10 protein-coding genes are annotated in these 13869 nt (G+C 65.5%); 3 read left to right on the plus strand and 7 right to left on the minus strand.

Annotated elements, in window-relative coordinates:
• The first annotated feature begins 179 nt into the window (after window positions 1–179).
• Together ACNQP3_RS17185 and ACNQP3_RS17190 are read left to right on the plus strand one after the other, a co-directional pair.
• Entirely contained in the window at window positions 180–2756 is a 2577-nt protein-coding gene (locus tag ACNQP3_RS17185) for a TonB-dependent receptor (protein WP_264316267.1), read from the plus strand.
• Between the two features lie 27 nt (window positions 2757–2783).
• Window positions 2784–3872 carry an LLM class flavin-dependent oxidoreductase gene (locus tag ACNQP3_RS17190; RefSeq protein WP_264316268.1) on the plus strand — a complete coding sequence of 363 codons (1089 nt, stop codon included), beginning with the start codon at window positions 2784–2786 and terminating at the stop codon, window positions 3870–3872.
• 132 nt (window positions 3873–4004) lie between these two features.
• Here the strand turns inward: ACNQP3_RS17190 and ACNQP3_RS17195 are convergent, their stop codons facing one another.
• From ACNQP3_RS17195 to ACNQP3_RS17225, 7 genes are all read right to left on the minus strand, one after another.
• The gene (locus ACNQP3_RS17195; protein WP_179027916.1) at window positions 4005–5789 is read right to left on the minus strand and encodes an ABC transporter ATP-binding protein; all 1785 of its coding nucleotides are present in this window, start codon (window positions 5787–5789) and stop codon (window positions 4005–4007) included.
• Complete coding sequence (locus ACNQP3_RS17200) at window positions 5786–6613, minus strand: ABC transporter permease (RefSeq protein ID WP_012272957.1); 828 nt, start codon at window positions 6611–6613, stop codon at window positions 5786–5788. The genes ACNQP3_RS17195 and ACNQP3_RS17200 overlap by 4 nt, the downstream gene beginning before the upstream one ends.
• Window positions 6606–7682, minus strand: coding sequence for an ABC transporter permease (locus ACNQP3_RS17205; protein WP_012272958.1), 1077 nt, complete (start codon window positions 7680–7682; stop codon window positions 6606–6608). Before ACNQP3_RS17205 ends, ACNQP3_RS17200 begins: the two co-directional genes overlap by 8 nt.
• Entirely contained in the window at window positions 7675–9249 is a 1575-nt protein-coding gene (locus tag ACNQP3_RS17210; RefSeq protein WP_264316269.1) for an ABC transporter substrate-binding protein, read from the minus strand. Before ACNQP3_RS17210 ends, ACNQP3_RS17205 begins: the two co-directional genes overlap by 8 nt.
• A gap of 10 nt (window positions 9250–9259) precedes the next feature.
• Window positions 9260–10447 carry an LLM class flavin-dependent oxidoreductase gene (locus ACNQP3_RS17215; RefSeq protein WP_264316270.1) on the minus strand — a complete coding sequence of 396 codons (1188 nt, stop codon included), beginning with the start codon at window positions 10445–10447 and terminating at the stop codon, window positions 9260–9262.
• Between the two features lie 73 nt (window positions 10448–10520).
• Window positions 10521–11252: a class II aldolase/adducin family protein gene (locus ACNQP3_RS17220; protein ID WP_060492921.1), complete on the minus strand. Its 732-nt coding sequence runs from the start codon at window positions 11250–11252 to the stop codon at window positions 10521–10523.
• A gap of 18 nt (window positions 11253–11270) precedes the next feature.
• Window positions 11271–12332: an ABC transporter substrate-binding protein gene (locus ACNQP3_RS17225; protein ID WP_012272962.1), complete on the minus strand. Its 1062-nt coding sequence runs from the start codon at window positions 12330–12332 to the stop codon at window positions 11271–11273.
• Between the two features lie 290 nt (window positions 12333–12622).
• On the opposite strand from ACNQP3_RS17225, the gene ACNQP3_RS17230 reads away from it, so the two are divergent.
• Window positions 12623–13855 (plus strand): acyl-CoA dehydrogenase family protein, encoded by a 1233-nt coding sequence (locus ACNQP3_RS17230; RefSeq protein WP_012272963.1) that lies wholly within the window; start codon window positions 12623–12625, stop codon window positions 13853–13855.
• Window positions 13856–13869: the final 14 nt, after the last annotated feature.

A 13869-nucleotide genomic window follows, 5' to 3' on the forward strand; every position in this document is an offset into this window, starting at 1 on the left:
ATAGGGCCGCAAGGCGGCCCCAGGATTTCAGCGTCGATACATAGATTGCCGGGGCCGCTTTGCGGCCCTATCGCGACACAAGGCCGCTCGTACAGGGACCGCGTGTACCCAATACCAACCGCAGGCGCGGCTGCGCCCTCGTTTCTCCCACATTCCTACTCTTGAACGAGGCCCAGCCAATGCCCCGCGTTACCTTGCTGCACCCAAAATTCCAGCCTAGCGCCCTGGCGCTGGCCATCCTGGCCACCAGCACACCCATGGCCTTCGCCGAAGACACCCAACTGCAAACCGTCACCGTGCAGGCCGAACAAACCGACGACGACGCCCTGCCCACCCGTCCGCCCGCTTCGATCTATGGCGGCCTGGAAGCCAAGGTGCTGGACACCCCGCGCTCAGTCACCCAGATCAACGCCGAACAACTGGCCAACGACCCGATCCGCAGCTCCGACGACCTGGTCAAATACGCCCCCGGCATCACCCGCGGCGGTGGCCAGAACGCCGGTATCGCCCCGCAGATGCGCGGGCAGAACACCGAGGTGTTCCAGGACGGCCAGCGCGCCTACGGTGTACGTCACCCGGCCAATTTCAACGCCTACGAAGGCGCCGACATCGTCGCCGGCCCATCGTCGGTCACCTACGGCTCGGTCAGCGGCAGTGGCGGCTACGTCAATTACCTGAGCAAGAAGCCCGATTTCAACCGCTTTCGTACCAAGCTCAGCGGTGAGATCGGCAGCTGGATCCCCGATGGCGAGTCCCGCGATGCCACCAAGTTCAGCATCGACAACACCGGCCCGCTGAGCGACAACCTGGCCTACCGGGTAAGCATTACCCGCCAGCGTCAGGAAGACTTCTACGACAACGTCGAGAACAACTTCGACGCTTTCTACGGCGCCCTCGCCTGGCGCAATGACAACCTGCGGGTGGACTGGAACGCCGCCTACGACGACTACTACGACTACAACATCACCCACGGCTGGAACCGCGCCAGCCAGGGCCTGGTCGACCACGGCAAGTACTACGCCGGCCGCGCCACGCCGATCATTCAGAATGGCAATACCTTGTGGTCGCCGGTGCTGTCCTCTGGCGCCGCCGATGCCCAAGTCCTCGGTTGGGTACAACGCCAGCGCAATGCCCAGGGCCAGTACGCGGTGGTCAACGGCAGTTTCCAGGGCGCCTCGCCCAACACCCAGGCCAACCCCGGCAGCCTGCGTGGTTGGGTCTACGACCCCTCGCTTGCAGGTAACGGCCTGACTTCGCTGTCATCGCAGACCGGCCAGCGCGCGCAAGACGAAAACCGCTCGCGGCGCTTCACCACGCAACTGCGCGTCGAAGGCGACCTGACCTCGTCGATCACCCTGGCCAACAGCACCTTCTACCAACACTCCACCGACACCACCGACGCCGTGGGCGCGTTCCAGGTGCAGGGCAAGGACGACATCTTCGACAACCGCTTCGAGTTCCGCGCGCGCGGCCAGTGGCAGTTGGGCGACCTGACCCTGATCGACGACAGCAATACCGGGCTTATCTACCGCCGCGAGCGCAACGAGTCAATCGCCGCCAACAACAGCTTCGGCAGTACCATCAACGCGTATGACCTGACCCTCGCCCCCACCTTGAAGAACCCCGGCGACCTGCTCGGCCTGAGCGGCCGCAACCCAGCTGGCGGCAACGCTGCCTGGATCGGCCAACCCGGTGTGCCGCAATTCTCCAGCTATTACGGCTGGCTCAACCTGCCCGCCATGTACCCGGCAGGGCACGGCCTGTATGCCGAATCGGTGGCGCCGTACACCGCAGACAGCACCTGGACCACCAAGACCCTGTTCAGCCAGCACAACCTGCGCCTGGGCGAGCGTGTAGGCCTGAACGTCGGCGCCAGCCGCAGCTGGATAGACGCACGCATCGAAAACCCATTCGTGCTGCCCGGCGGCAACCCGCGCAAGGACGCGAACAACTACCGGTTGTTTTCGGTGCAGGTCAGCCCCTATTTCAAACCCACGGACAACAGCACACTGTATTACACCTTCGATCGCTCGCTGGCGGTGAACACCGGCTTCTTCACCAACGGCCTGGGCTGGGGCAGTGGCAGCGGGGCCAACCAGCTCAACCCGCTGGCCTTCGAGAGCCTGAGCGTGTTGCATGAGGTGGGCTTGAAGGTGGAGGCAGTGCCCGACCAGCTGTTCCTGACCCTGGCGGCCTACCGGCAAGCCCGCGACCAGTCGCCGGACAGCAACAACAACATTGCCCGGCTGATCGTCAAAGGCTGGGAAGCAACCCTGCGCTACCAGGACCAGCACCTGCGCGGCGGCCTCAACCTCAGCCGCATCAGTGCCTACAACGAGTTCACCAGCCAAGCGGGGTTTGCCTCGGCGGGGTTCATCCCCGACAACGGCACCGTATTCGGCGACAACAACAGCCTCAACCAGCGCCCGTCCGGCAAGTTCGATGCCGTGCAGATCCCCGAATACAACGCCGGCGGCTATGTCGACTACCGCTTCGATTCGGGGTTTGGCGTCGAGCTTTCTGGCTGGTGGACCAGCAGTTGGTACCTGAACCTGAGCAAGACGGTGAAAGTGCCGGACGAATACAACCTCGACCTTGCCGTGTACTACCGCCAGCCCCAGTGGGGCGTAACGGTGCGCATGCTCAACGTCACCGACGAGCTGAATTTCGTCAGTGGCCTGGCAGGTTCCACCAACACTTTCCTGCAACCGATGCCGGGCCGCACGCTGCTGGCCCAGGTCGATTACCAGTTCTGATCACCCTCAACCTGAAAGGCCTCAGCCATGTCCATTGAATTCGTCGGCATGATCTTCCCCCGCCAGTGGTCCGAGACCCGTGGCGTGCGCACAGCGGACTTCGACCTGCCGTTCATTCGTCACCACGCCCGCGCCCATGAGCATGCCGGGTTCGACCGGGTGCTGATCGCCAGCGGCCCAGGCAGCGCCGACAGCCTGCAGATTGCCGCCTATGCGGCCGCGCACACCGAACGCCTGGGTTTCATGATCGCCCACCGCCCGGCCCTGACAGCGCCAACGGTGGCCGCACGGGCATTCGCCACCCTCGACCATACCACCGGCGGCGGGCGCATCCGCTTGCACGCAATTACCGGTATTACCGCCGAGCCGCAAGAAGGTGACACCCTGCTGGACAAGACCGAGCGCTACCGGCGTGCCGACGAGTACCTCGAGATTGTCCGCCGCACCTGGACCGCCGAGGAACCGTTCGACTTCGAGGGCCGCTACTTCAACATCAAAGGTGCTTTTTCACCGGTCAAACCGTTGCAGCAGCCGCATATCCCGATTTCCTTCGGTGGCTCGTCCGATATCGCCTACCAGATCGCCGTCAAGCATGCGGATTTGTATGCCCTGTGGGGTGAGCCGCTGAGCGGTGTTGCCGAGCAGATCGGCAAACTCAAGGCGGCCGCGGCCGCCGCAGGCGTAGCCGCACCCAGGATTAGTCTGTCGGTGCGGCTGATTTTGGCTGCCACCGAAGAACAGGCCTGGCAGCGCGCCGAACAGATCCTCGCGCAGATCAAAGCCAACCCGCAGTTTGCGGCAGACAGCCCGTGGCAGAAGCGTATCAAAGGCACCGGTTCCGAGCGCCTGCTCGCTGCCGCCGCCCGCGCCGACCGGCATGATCGGGCGTTGTGGATGCCGACGGCGACCGCAGTGGGTGCCTATGGCGATACCACTGCGCTGGTGGGCACGCCGGAAACGGTGGCCCAGGCGTTGCTCGATTATGTCGACCTAGGGGTGACCACTTTTCTCAACCGCGGTTATGACCCGCTGTATGACACGGTGGATTACGGGCGCTGGGTGATTCCGGCGGTGCGCGAGGAAGTGCGGCGGCGGCAGGCGCAGTTTGTGGGGTGAGGATGGGGTGTATGGGTTGGGGTTGCGTGTTGGCTTCTGGGTTCATGGCTTGGGGTATGCAGCACCTGTGAGATCGAGCGCCGCCCGCGCGGCGCTCGATCTCACAGGCACCAAACACCCCAAGCCATGAACCTAGAAGCCAACACGCAACCGAGGCGAATGCTCCACCAGCGTCCGGGTATACGCATCAACCGGCCTCCCAAGCACCTGCTCGGCACTCCCCTGCTCCACCACCCGCCCCTGTCGCAACACCAGCACCCGGTCGGCAATCGCCCGCACCACCCCAAGGTCATGGGTGACGAACAACAAGGTCAGCCCCTCCCCCTGCAAACGCTGTAGCAAGGCCAGAATCGACGCCTGCACCGACACATCCAGCGCCGAGGTAATCTCGTCACAAACCAGCAGCCTTGGCTCGCAGATCAACGCTCGGGCAATCGCCACACGTTGCCGTTCACCACCAGACAAGCTATGCGGGTACAAATCCGCCACCCGAGCCGGCAACGACACCCGTTCCAACACCGCCTCGACCCGACGCCGCGCCTCACCACCACGCACACCGAAAAAGTGCGCCAACGGCGCGCTGAGCGTTTGCCCGACCGTCTGCCTTGGGTTCAAGGCCCGATAAGGGTTCTGGAACACATACTGAATCTGGTGACGCAAACGGGCATCACGCTCGCGTGCGGCAAACGCCAAAGGCTCGCCGGCGTAACGCATTTGCCCCTGAACGTTCTCGCCCAGCCCGGCAATGGCCCTGGCCAGGCTGGTCTTGCCCGAACCCGATTCGCCCACCAGCGCCAGGCACTCCCCTTGCCCCACACGCAATGAAACATCGAACAGCACCTGGCGATCGTAAGCGACATCCAGCTCCCGAACCTCTAGCAACACGGCTTCGTTCGGCACCGATTCAACCTCGACAGCCGCCCCCGCAAGGGGCAGCGGTTCTTGGTGCGGCACCAGGCAGGCGACCTGATGCTTGCCGTCGAGCGTCAGCAACGACGGTTCGATCACCGAACACTCGGCCCGATGCCGGTCGCAGCGCGGCGCAAACGCACAGCCATGCGGGCGCTGCCCGGGTGCCGGCGCATGCCCGGCAATCGCCTGCAGCGGCTGACGCCGGGCAACGTCGGGGATAGCCGCGAGCAAGGCACGGGTGTAAGGGTGCGCAGGGTTGCAGAACAGCGCCTCGCGCCCGGCCACCTCCACCAGCCGCCCGGCGTACATCACCATGACCCGGTCCACCAGCTCACGCACCACGGCCAGGTCGTGGGTGACGTAAAGCGCCGCCACACCGTGTTCACGGCACAGGCGCTTGAGGGTCTGCAACACATGGGCCTGGGTGGTGACGTCCAGTGCGGTAGTAGGCTCGTCGAGCACGATCAACCGGGGCCGCAGGACGAACGCCAGCGCCAGCATCACCCGCTGTTGCTGCCCGCCAGACAGTTGGTGCGGGAAGCGCCGCAGGAAGGCGTCGTCATCGGGCAGGCCCACCTCCACCAGGGTTTCGCCGATGCGCTGACGCACAGCGTCGCGCGACAGCTTGGGCTGGTGCGCCAGCAGCGTTTCACGCAGCAAGGCCCCCAGGCGCAACGCCGGGTTCAGCGCCGTGGCTGGGTCCTGGGCCACGTAGCCGACCAGCCCGCCACGGGCCAGGCGCAAGGCTTCGCCTTCGAGTGCCAGCACCGACTGCCCTGCCACCACCACCTGCCCGCCAACAATGCGCGCGCCCTGCCGGGCATGCTGCAACAATGCCGTGGCCAAGGTGGTCTTGCCTGAGCCGGACTCGCCGACCAGGCCGACAATCTCCCCTGCCGCCAGGCTGAAGGAAACCTCGGCCAACACCTCGACCTGCCCAGCCAGTTCCACCCGCAGCTCGCTGACTTGCAACACGTCGCTGTCGACCTTCAAAGGCGCATTCATGACTGTTTCTCCCCGACCCGTGCGCTGACCCGGCCAATGCCCTCGGCGAGGATATTGGTGCCATAGGCAAACACGCCGATCAGTAACGCCGGAGCCAGCACGGCCCACGGCTGCACCAGCAAGCCGGCCTGGTTTTCATTGATCATCAGCCCCCAGTCGGCAGCAGGCGGTGCCACCCCGTAGCCCAGAAAACTCAAGCCCGACAGCATGCCCACCGCCCAGGTCAGCATGTTGCCGAAGTGCACCAGCAGGGGCGTAAGAATATTCGGCAGGATTTCCTGAAAGAGGATGCGCCAACGCGGGTAACCCATCATCTGCGCAGCCTCGACAAACTCCTGCCCGGCTACCGCCACCGCGCTGCCGCGCGCCAGGCGGATGACGCCTGGGGTGAAGGCAATGGCTACGGTCAACACGATCAGCCACGGCGCCCTGCCGAGCATGGACACGATCAGCAGCACCAGGATCAGGTCGGGAAACGCCAGCGACACATCCGCCGCCCAACTGATCGCCTGGTCCAGGCGCCGGCGCGAGAACCCGGCCAGCAAGCCCAGGCTGCCACCGACCAGCAATGCCAAGGTGGCTGCGGCAACCGACATCCACAGTACCGATAACCCGCCACTGAGCAGCCTCGATAACAGGTCATGGCCAAGAAAATCATGCCCCAGCGGCGCTCCGGCGGCCGGCGGGCCGTACACCGGCCCCACCATCGCCGTGGGAGCATGCGGCGCCAGCCAGGGGCCGAACGCGGCCAACAGCGCCACCAACAAGGTGATCACGGCGCCACGCCGTACCTGCGGGTCGGCCAGCCAACGGGATTCAGTCATGGGTCGCCTCCTGGGCAGGGGTGCTGCGCGCGCGTCGCCACCACGGGCGGATACCGCGGCGGATACGGCGGATCATCCGCACCCGGCGCGCGGTACGCAGCTTGGGGGTAAGCAATACGGTCAACAGATCAGCCAGCAGGTTGATCAGCACCACCGCCAGGGTGATGACCAGCACCACGCCCTGGATCATCGGCAGGTCGCGCATCTGGATCGCTGCGTTCAACGCCGTACCTATACCTGGGTAACTGAAGATCACCTCTGCCAGCAGGGCGCCGCCGACCAGCGTGCGCAGGGTCAGCGCCACGCCCTGGATCGCCGGGGTCAGGGCATTGGGCAACGTGTGCCGCCAGACGATGCGCCGCTCGGGGATGCCGCGCAGACGGGCGGCGATCACGTACTCGGACTCCAGCGCCTCGATCATCGAGGCACGCACCATGCGCGTCAGGTACGGCAGTGCCGACAAGCTCAGGGCCACTACCGGCAGCACCAACGATTGCCATTGCCGCCACAACGGCAACTGCGGGTCAAGGATCGACACCGCCGGCAGCCAGCCCATGCCCGGCATGGAAAACACCAGCACCAGGCCGATGGCCAGCAAAAAGCCCGGCGTGGCCTTGAGCAGAATCAACGCCGACAACCCCCAGCGGTCCAGCCGGCTATCGCGGCGCAGGGCCAGGCTCACGCCCAGCAGCAGCGCCATCGGCACCACCAGCGCCAGCACCCCGGCCAACAAGGCCAGGGTATGGCCCAACCGGCCAAACAGCAGCTGCGCCACGGGTACCTGGGAGTCCAGCGAAATGCCCAGATCGCCGCCCAATGCGGCGCCCAGCCAGCGCAGGTATTGCACCAGGATCGGCTGGTCGAGGCCCAGTTGGCGTTGCAGGGTGAGGATACTGTCCAGCGGCGCATCCGGGCCAAGAATCACCCGCGCCGGGTCCGAGGGCAGCGCCTGGGTGGCGACGAACACCACCAGGGTGATCACCCACGCGGTGAGCAGGCCATAGCCCAGTCGGCCGATGAACCAGGCCAGCCATGCCGGTGTGCGGGGCGTGTGTCGTGTATCAGGCATTGGGGTTCAACCAGAGTTCGTCAAAACGCCAGGAGGCGAAGGTGGTCTGTTCCGGGGTGAGCCCGCCCACCTTGGCCGACGCGGCATCGAGCACGTCGGAAAAGCCCCAGACCAGCAACCCACCACGTTCGTGCTGGATGGTTTGGGCTTCATGCACCAAGGCCTTGCGCAATGCCAAGTCAGGCTGGGCCAGGGCTTGCTGGAACAGGTTGGTAAAGCGCGGGTCGTGGAAATTGCTGCGGTTGTAGATGGCCTGCGGTGCATCGTTGTGCAACGCCGAGGCGAGAAAGCCGCGCGCCGGAGTCGAGCCCGGCGACAGCTGCCATTGCTCACGCTGCGGGCCATTGAAGACGGACCCATCCACCTGATTGACCTTCACCTGCACCCCGGCTTTCAAAGCCTGCTGAGCGAACACCAGCGCGGCGTTGACACCGGCCCCCGGCGTGGTTGTCAGTTCGACACGCAAATCGCTCTGCCCGGCCTGACGCAGCAGCGAACGGGCCTGGTCCAGGTCGTAGGGGCGCTGGGCGATGGCATGGTTGAAGGTGGGGTCATGGGGCGAATACAGGTCATTGGCCACCCGCCCAAAACCATTCAGGCCACGCGCCACCAACTCCTGGCGGTCGGCCAGCAGGCGGAACGCCTGGCGCACCCGCACATCCTGAAACGGCGCCTTGGCCATGTTCAGGTTGAAGCCGGTGAACGAGGTGGTCGGCGAGGCATACAGCCGCAGCCGTGGGTCGGCCTTGAGCAACGCACTGTGCTCGGCCTGCACACCACTGGCCACGTCGATCTGCCCGGCACGCAGCGCTGCGGCCCGCGAGACCTGGTCCTTGAATTCGATGATTTCCAGCTCATCCGCATAGGGACGGTTGGGCTTGTAGTAGTTTTCGAAGCGGGTGTAGAGCGAGCGCTGGCCGGGGATGAAGCTTTTCAGCCGGTACGGGCCGGCACCGACCGGGTTGGTCACCGGGTGGTAGTCAGTGGGCACGATGCCGCCGAAGCTGATCAAGGTTTCGTCCAGGGGGTAGAAGCTTTGCCCCTGCTTGAAGCGAATTTCGAGGGTGCGCGCGTCCAGCTTGCGCAAAGCCTGCCGATCGATGGCGCCGACCAGCCCGGCAAATGGCGAGGCCAGTTGCGGGTCGGTCAGGCGCAGGATCGAGAACAGCATGTCATCGGCGGTGATACTTTTGCCGTGGTGAAATTCCAGCCCAGGCTTCAGCCGGATGGTCCAGGCACTGGCATCGGCGTTCGGCTCGGCGAACTCGGCCAGTGCCAGGCGCGTGCTGACATCAGCATTCCATTCCCAGCACTTGGCGTACAACGCCCAGCCGCGGATGATGCCGCCACCCACCGGTTTGTGCGCATCGAGGTTACCGGCCTGGTCACCGTCGATAATGCCCACCCGCAGTCGCCCGCCACGCACCGGCGTGCCCGTCGGCACCGCGCTGGCGGTTGCTGGGGCGCCGCTGTCGCAGCCGCTGAGCAACCCGCCGCCAAGCAGCAGGCTGCCGCCAACGGCCAGGCTGTTGCCGAGAAACACCCGGCGCGAAAACAGCTCGCTCATCACCCTCTCCTTACGCCGGTTGTGCCACGGGCGGCTTGCCGGCCGCAGCCAGGCGCGGCACCTCGAAGCCATGGTCCAGGTCCAGCAGCGGGAACAGCAGGTCAGCCACCCGGTGCGCTTCATCGATCAGCGGGAAACCCGAGAGGATGAATGCCGACGTGCCCTGGGCCTCGTACTCACGAATGCGCTCGGCGACCTGCTCGGCGCTGCCAACCAGGTAGGTGCCGGCAGCCGGGCCGAGGATGTTGAAGCCAAACAGGCTGGGGCCTAGCCAGACATTGGGGTAGATCTCCAGTTCGCGGGCCGTGGGCAGGCGCCCGGCGCGGATGCTGTCGAGGTTGCGCTGAATGCGCGGGTCGTCGCTGACGTAGCTGTCGAAGGTTTGCCCCGGCGGCAGCTGGCGCTCGATGGCAGCACGCGCGGTGGCCAGCGAGGTGCGCTGCAACAGGCGCTCGGCGTGGGCCCAGGCTTCTTCTTCGGTCTCGCGCACGATCACCTGCAGGCGGGTGCCGTAGGTCAGCTCACGGCCGATCTTCGCCGCCTCGGCCGCCACCCGGCGAAACTTGTCGCCGAGCTTTTGCGGGGTGTCGGCGAAGCTCAGGTAGACATCGAGCAGTTGCACCGAATGGGCCACGCCCGGCGCCGACGTACCAGCGCCCCACAGCGGGATGCCAGGCGTTTGCTTCGGTGGGTGCCAGCCGCCCAGCGGGTGATGGGCGGCAGCTGGCGAACGGGGTGAAAGCTTGACGTAACGGCCGTCGTAACCCGCGGTGTCTCCGGCGTAGAAACGTTGGAAGGCGCGCCAATACTCCAGACTGAAGTCGTAGCGCTCATCGTGCGGATAATGCACGCCCAAGGTGGCCAGGCCAGCGTCGTTGCCGTTGACCACGTTGAACAGCAGACGGCCGTTGGAAAACTGGTCGAAGGTGAGTGCCCATTTGGCCAACACTGCTGGCGACAGCTCGCCGGGGTGCTGGGCGACCAGGAAGCGCAGGCGCTGGGTGGCGTCGATCAGCGCTGCCGACACAGCCAGGCTTTCGTTGGGGCTGGAGCCGAGCAGCGAGCCATAGTAGCCCAGGCGGTCAGCGGCGATGGCCAACTGCTTGAGGTGCTCGAAATCGGTGTGCCAGCGGCCTTCGGGCTCCCAGGGATAGGGGCCGTCGGGGGTGGTGAGGTACCAGAGGATCTTTACTGCCATGGGGTGAGTCCTTGTTTCAGGTAAGAGCGGCCTTGTGTCGCGACAGGGGCGCGCAGCGCCCCCAGCGATCTGCTCAGCTACGTCGATCGATGCCAGGCACCAAGCCCAGCTCGGTAGCGCGCTCATACAACCCGCTCATCTTCCACTGCTGGGTCAGCACCCCCGGCCCATAAGGCCGCGACCCACCCAAGGCGTCCGCCAACAGCTGAATCTGCGCGCCCTCCTCCAGCAACAGGATGAACTCCGCCGTGGCCCGCAACCCCTGCTTGCCCCACACCGTGGCGCCGCCGTTGGCTTCCAGGATCGCCAGGTTGAACGGGTTCTCGACGATCTTGTCGAGAATGAAGTCCACCTCGGCCTGGCGCCGGTCGATGTACACCGGCAGCTCGCGGGCCAGTTGGTAGCGCTGCACCGGCACATAGTGGAACGGCAAGGTACGGTGGGTCTGGGCCCAGGCGCCGAGGTACGGGCTGTGCACGTGTGACACGGTGGTGATGTCGGCGTGGGTCTGGAACAGCTTGGTGTAACGGCCCAGGCCACCTTTGCCCTTGCCGACGATGACGTTGCCGGAAAAGTCGGTCACCGTGGCCTGCAGTGGCTTGTGGTGGTTCCACGGGCCGCCGTAGTTGACCGCTACCAGCAGTTCTTCACCGGGCACCCGCTCGATAAAGCCGACCGTGCCATTGGCTGTGATGGTGTTGGTTTCGCGAAAGACGCTGAAGGCCGCTTGCGCTTCGGCCACCACCTGGTCGATGAAGGTTTGCAGTTCGGCAGTGATGGGGCGTTCGTTGATCAGTACGGTCATGTTCAATCTCCGGTCAGGTCAGGCGCGGCGCTGGGCCAGCAGTTCATGGGCAGCTTGCAGGGGCCGCGGGTCGACCCAGTCGGCGATGGCGAAGTCGGCTTCGAGGAAGCCGTGCAGGTAGAGGAAATCTTTTTGTGTGCCAAGGAAGGCCAGGCGCTGCTCGGACAGGTCTGGCGCCAGGGTGGTGTGGAAATCGCCACGGTAGGCGTCAGCCACGCCTTGGCTGCCAGCGCGGGTTTCTTCTTCGAGGATGCGATTGAGCGCGGCACGGTTGCCGGCTGCCCATTCGGCAGCACGCAAGGTCTGAGCAAGGAAGCGCACCACCAGGTCAAAATGGTTGTCGAGCAGGCGCTGGTGCACGGTGATCGGGCGCGGTGTACCGTTGTTGATGCGGTGGCGTGGGTCGGGCAGCAGGTCGAGGTCGACGCCGACCACCAGGCCCAACCGGCGTGCCGCATCAGCCGCTGCCGCGCCCTTCACGTACACCGCATCGACGTCACCGCGCGCCAGGTACTCCAGCCCCGACCACAGCCGTTGCAGGCCCAACTGCGGGGTGGCGGCGTCGGCCTGGTCAAGCAGAGCCACTTCCACCAACTGCACGTCATCCAGGTGCAGGCCAGCCGAAGCCAGGGCGCCTTTGTAGCCGTGCAGGCTCATGGCCCGAGCGATGCTGCCGGGGCGGCTGTCGCCCCAGGCCGGCAGGGCCAGGCGTTTGCCGCGCAGGTCGGCGGCGCTGCGAATACCGGAGTCTGGGCGGACCAGAATGGTTTGCCATTCCTCGATCCAGGTCAGGCCGATCAGCCGGCTGGGCGAGCCTGCAGCGCGCGCCGCCAACGCCGGTACGTTGCCGCCTTCGCGCAGCAGCCCAGGCAGCTGGTGATCGTAATGGTGATGGCCCAGCTGGCGGGCCTCCTGCAAGGTCGAGACCGGCAGGCCGTCGGGGGCGAACTCTTGTTCCAGCCAGCCGAGCTTGTAGGCGATGCCAGAGGCGGTAGGCACGGGGCAGCGGGTGAACCAGATGCGCTCCAGGGCGGACGGGTCGTCCGCCAGGCGTTTTGCGGTGGGGGTTGCGAGGGTCATGGGGAGGCTCCTTGGGCGTCGTGCAAGCACCATTGCAGTGTGCGTGCCAACCGCTAGAAGCCTTGATTTACGTGGGGTTGGCTGTTGTGACAGGGCGCATGGTGCTGGATTGGGAGCAAGATTGCGGGTGGGGTGCTGCCAGATCAGCAAGGCGGCTGCTGCTGGGGCAGCAAAAAGTTGTAGAGACCGCGCAGGATGGGGCTTGAAGAGGGGGTGGCAAAGATATTGCTCAAGGGCTTGGGACCGCGCCAAGGCGCACTGGCCCCTTCAGACCTACCCGAGACCTCTTCATGAGCGCCATAGAACCCTCCCCCGCCCGCCGCCTCACCAGCGAAGCTCAAGCCATCGAAGCCGCCCGCCAGGTTGCTGCACAAATCGCCGAGCTGGCCGCCGACCCGCGCAACAACGGCCAGCTCCCCCACCGCCAAGCCGAGCTGTTATCCAGCAGCGGCCTGACCGCCATCGCCGTGCCGGCCGAATTCGGCGGCCTGGGTGCCTCGGTGCAGACCGTGGTCGAAACCGTGCGCCTGGTTTCCACCGCCGACGGCGGCGTCGGCCAACTGCTGCAGATTCACAACGTGATGCTGCGCGGCATCTTCACCGGCTACCCGGATGAAGTACGCGACCGGCTGATTGCCGACGTGCTGGCTGGCAAGCGCTTCGGCAATGCCCTGGCCGAAATCGGCGGCAAGAACAAGTTCGCCCTCAAGACCCGCGTCGAGCGCCGCGCCGACGGCCAGTGGGTACTCAACGGCAGCAAGTTCTACTCCACCGGCTCCTACCTGGCCGAGTGGATCTCGCTGACTGCCGCCAGCGAAGACGGCGGCGTCGGTGTGCTGCTGCACCGCGACACCCCCGGCTTGACCCTGGTCGATGACTGGCAGGCCTTCGGGCAGCAAAACTCGGTGAGCGGCACGGTGAAGTTCGACGATATCGTGCTCGACGAACGCTACCTGACCCGCCGCAGCGGGCCGATGAAACGCACCGGTCTGACCTTCCCGCAGATCCTCCACGCGGCCATCGACACCGGCATCGCCGCAGGCGCATTGCAGGCGGCGGTCGAGTACCTGCGCGAACATGCCCGCGCCTGGGTGGAAAGCGGCGTCGAGCGCGCCAGTGACGAGCCGCATGTGATTCGCCAGGTCGGCGAGTATGCCGTGGCGCTACGCGGCGCCGAGTCGGTGCTGCGCGAAGCGGCGCGGGTGTTCGACGAACACGAGCGCGATCCGCAGAACAAGGCGTTGCAGGATGAGCTGATCTTGTCGGTGGCTACCGCCCGTGCGCATTCCGATGCGGCGTCGCTGAAAATTTCCAGCGACCTGTTCTCGCTGCTGGGGGCCAGCGCTTCGCTCAGCAAGTGGAACCTCGACCGCTTCTGGCGCAATGCCCGGGTGCACACCACCCACGACCCGATCCGCTGGCGCCTGCACAACGTCGGCAACTACTACCTGAACGGGGCGGATCCCGGGGAGTACACGGCTGTGCTCAATGCCAAGGAGAACCAGGGCGCTACACGCCGCTGAAATGGGGTTTGGGC

Origin of the sequence: Pseudomonas sp. LFS074 (assembly GCF_047978165.1) — a bacterium.
GTDB lineage: Bacteria > Pseudomonadota > Gammaproteobacteria > Pseudomonadales > Pseudomonadaceae > Aquipseudomonas > Aquipseudomonas putida_P.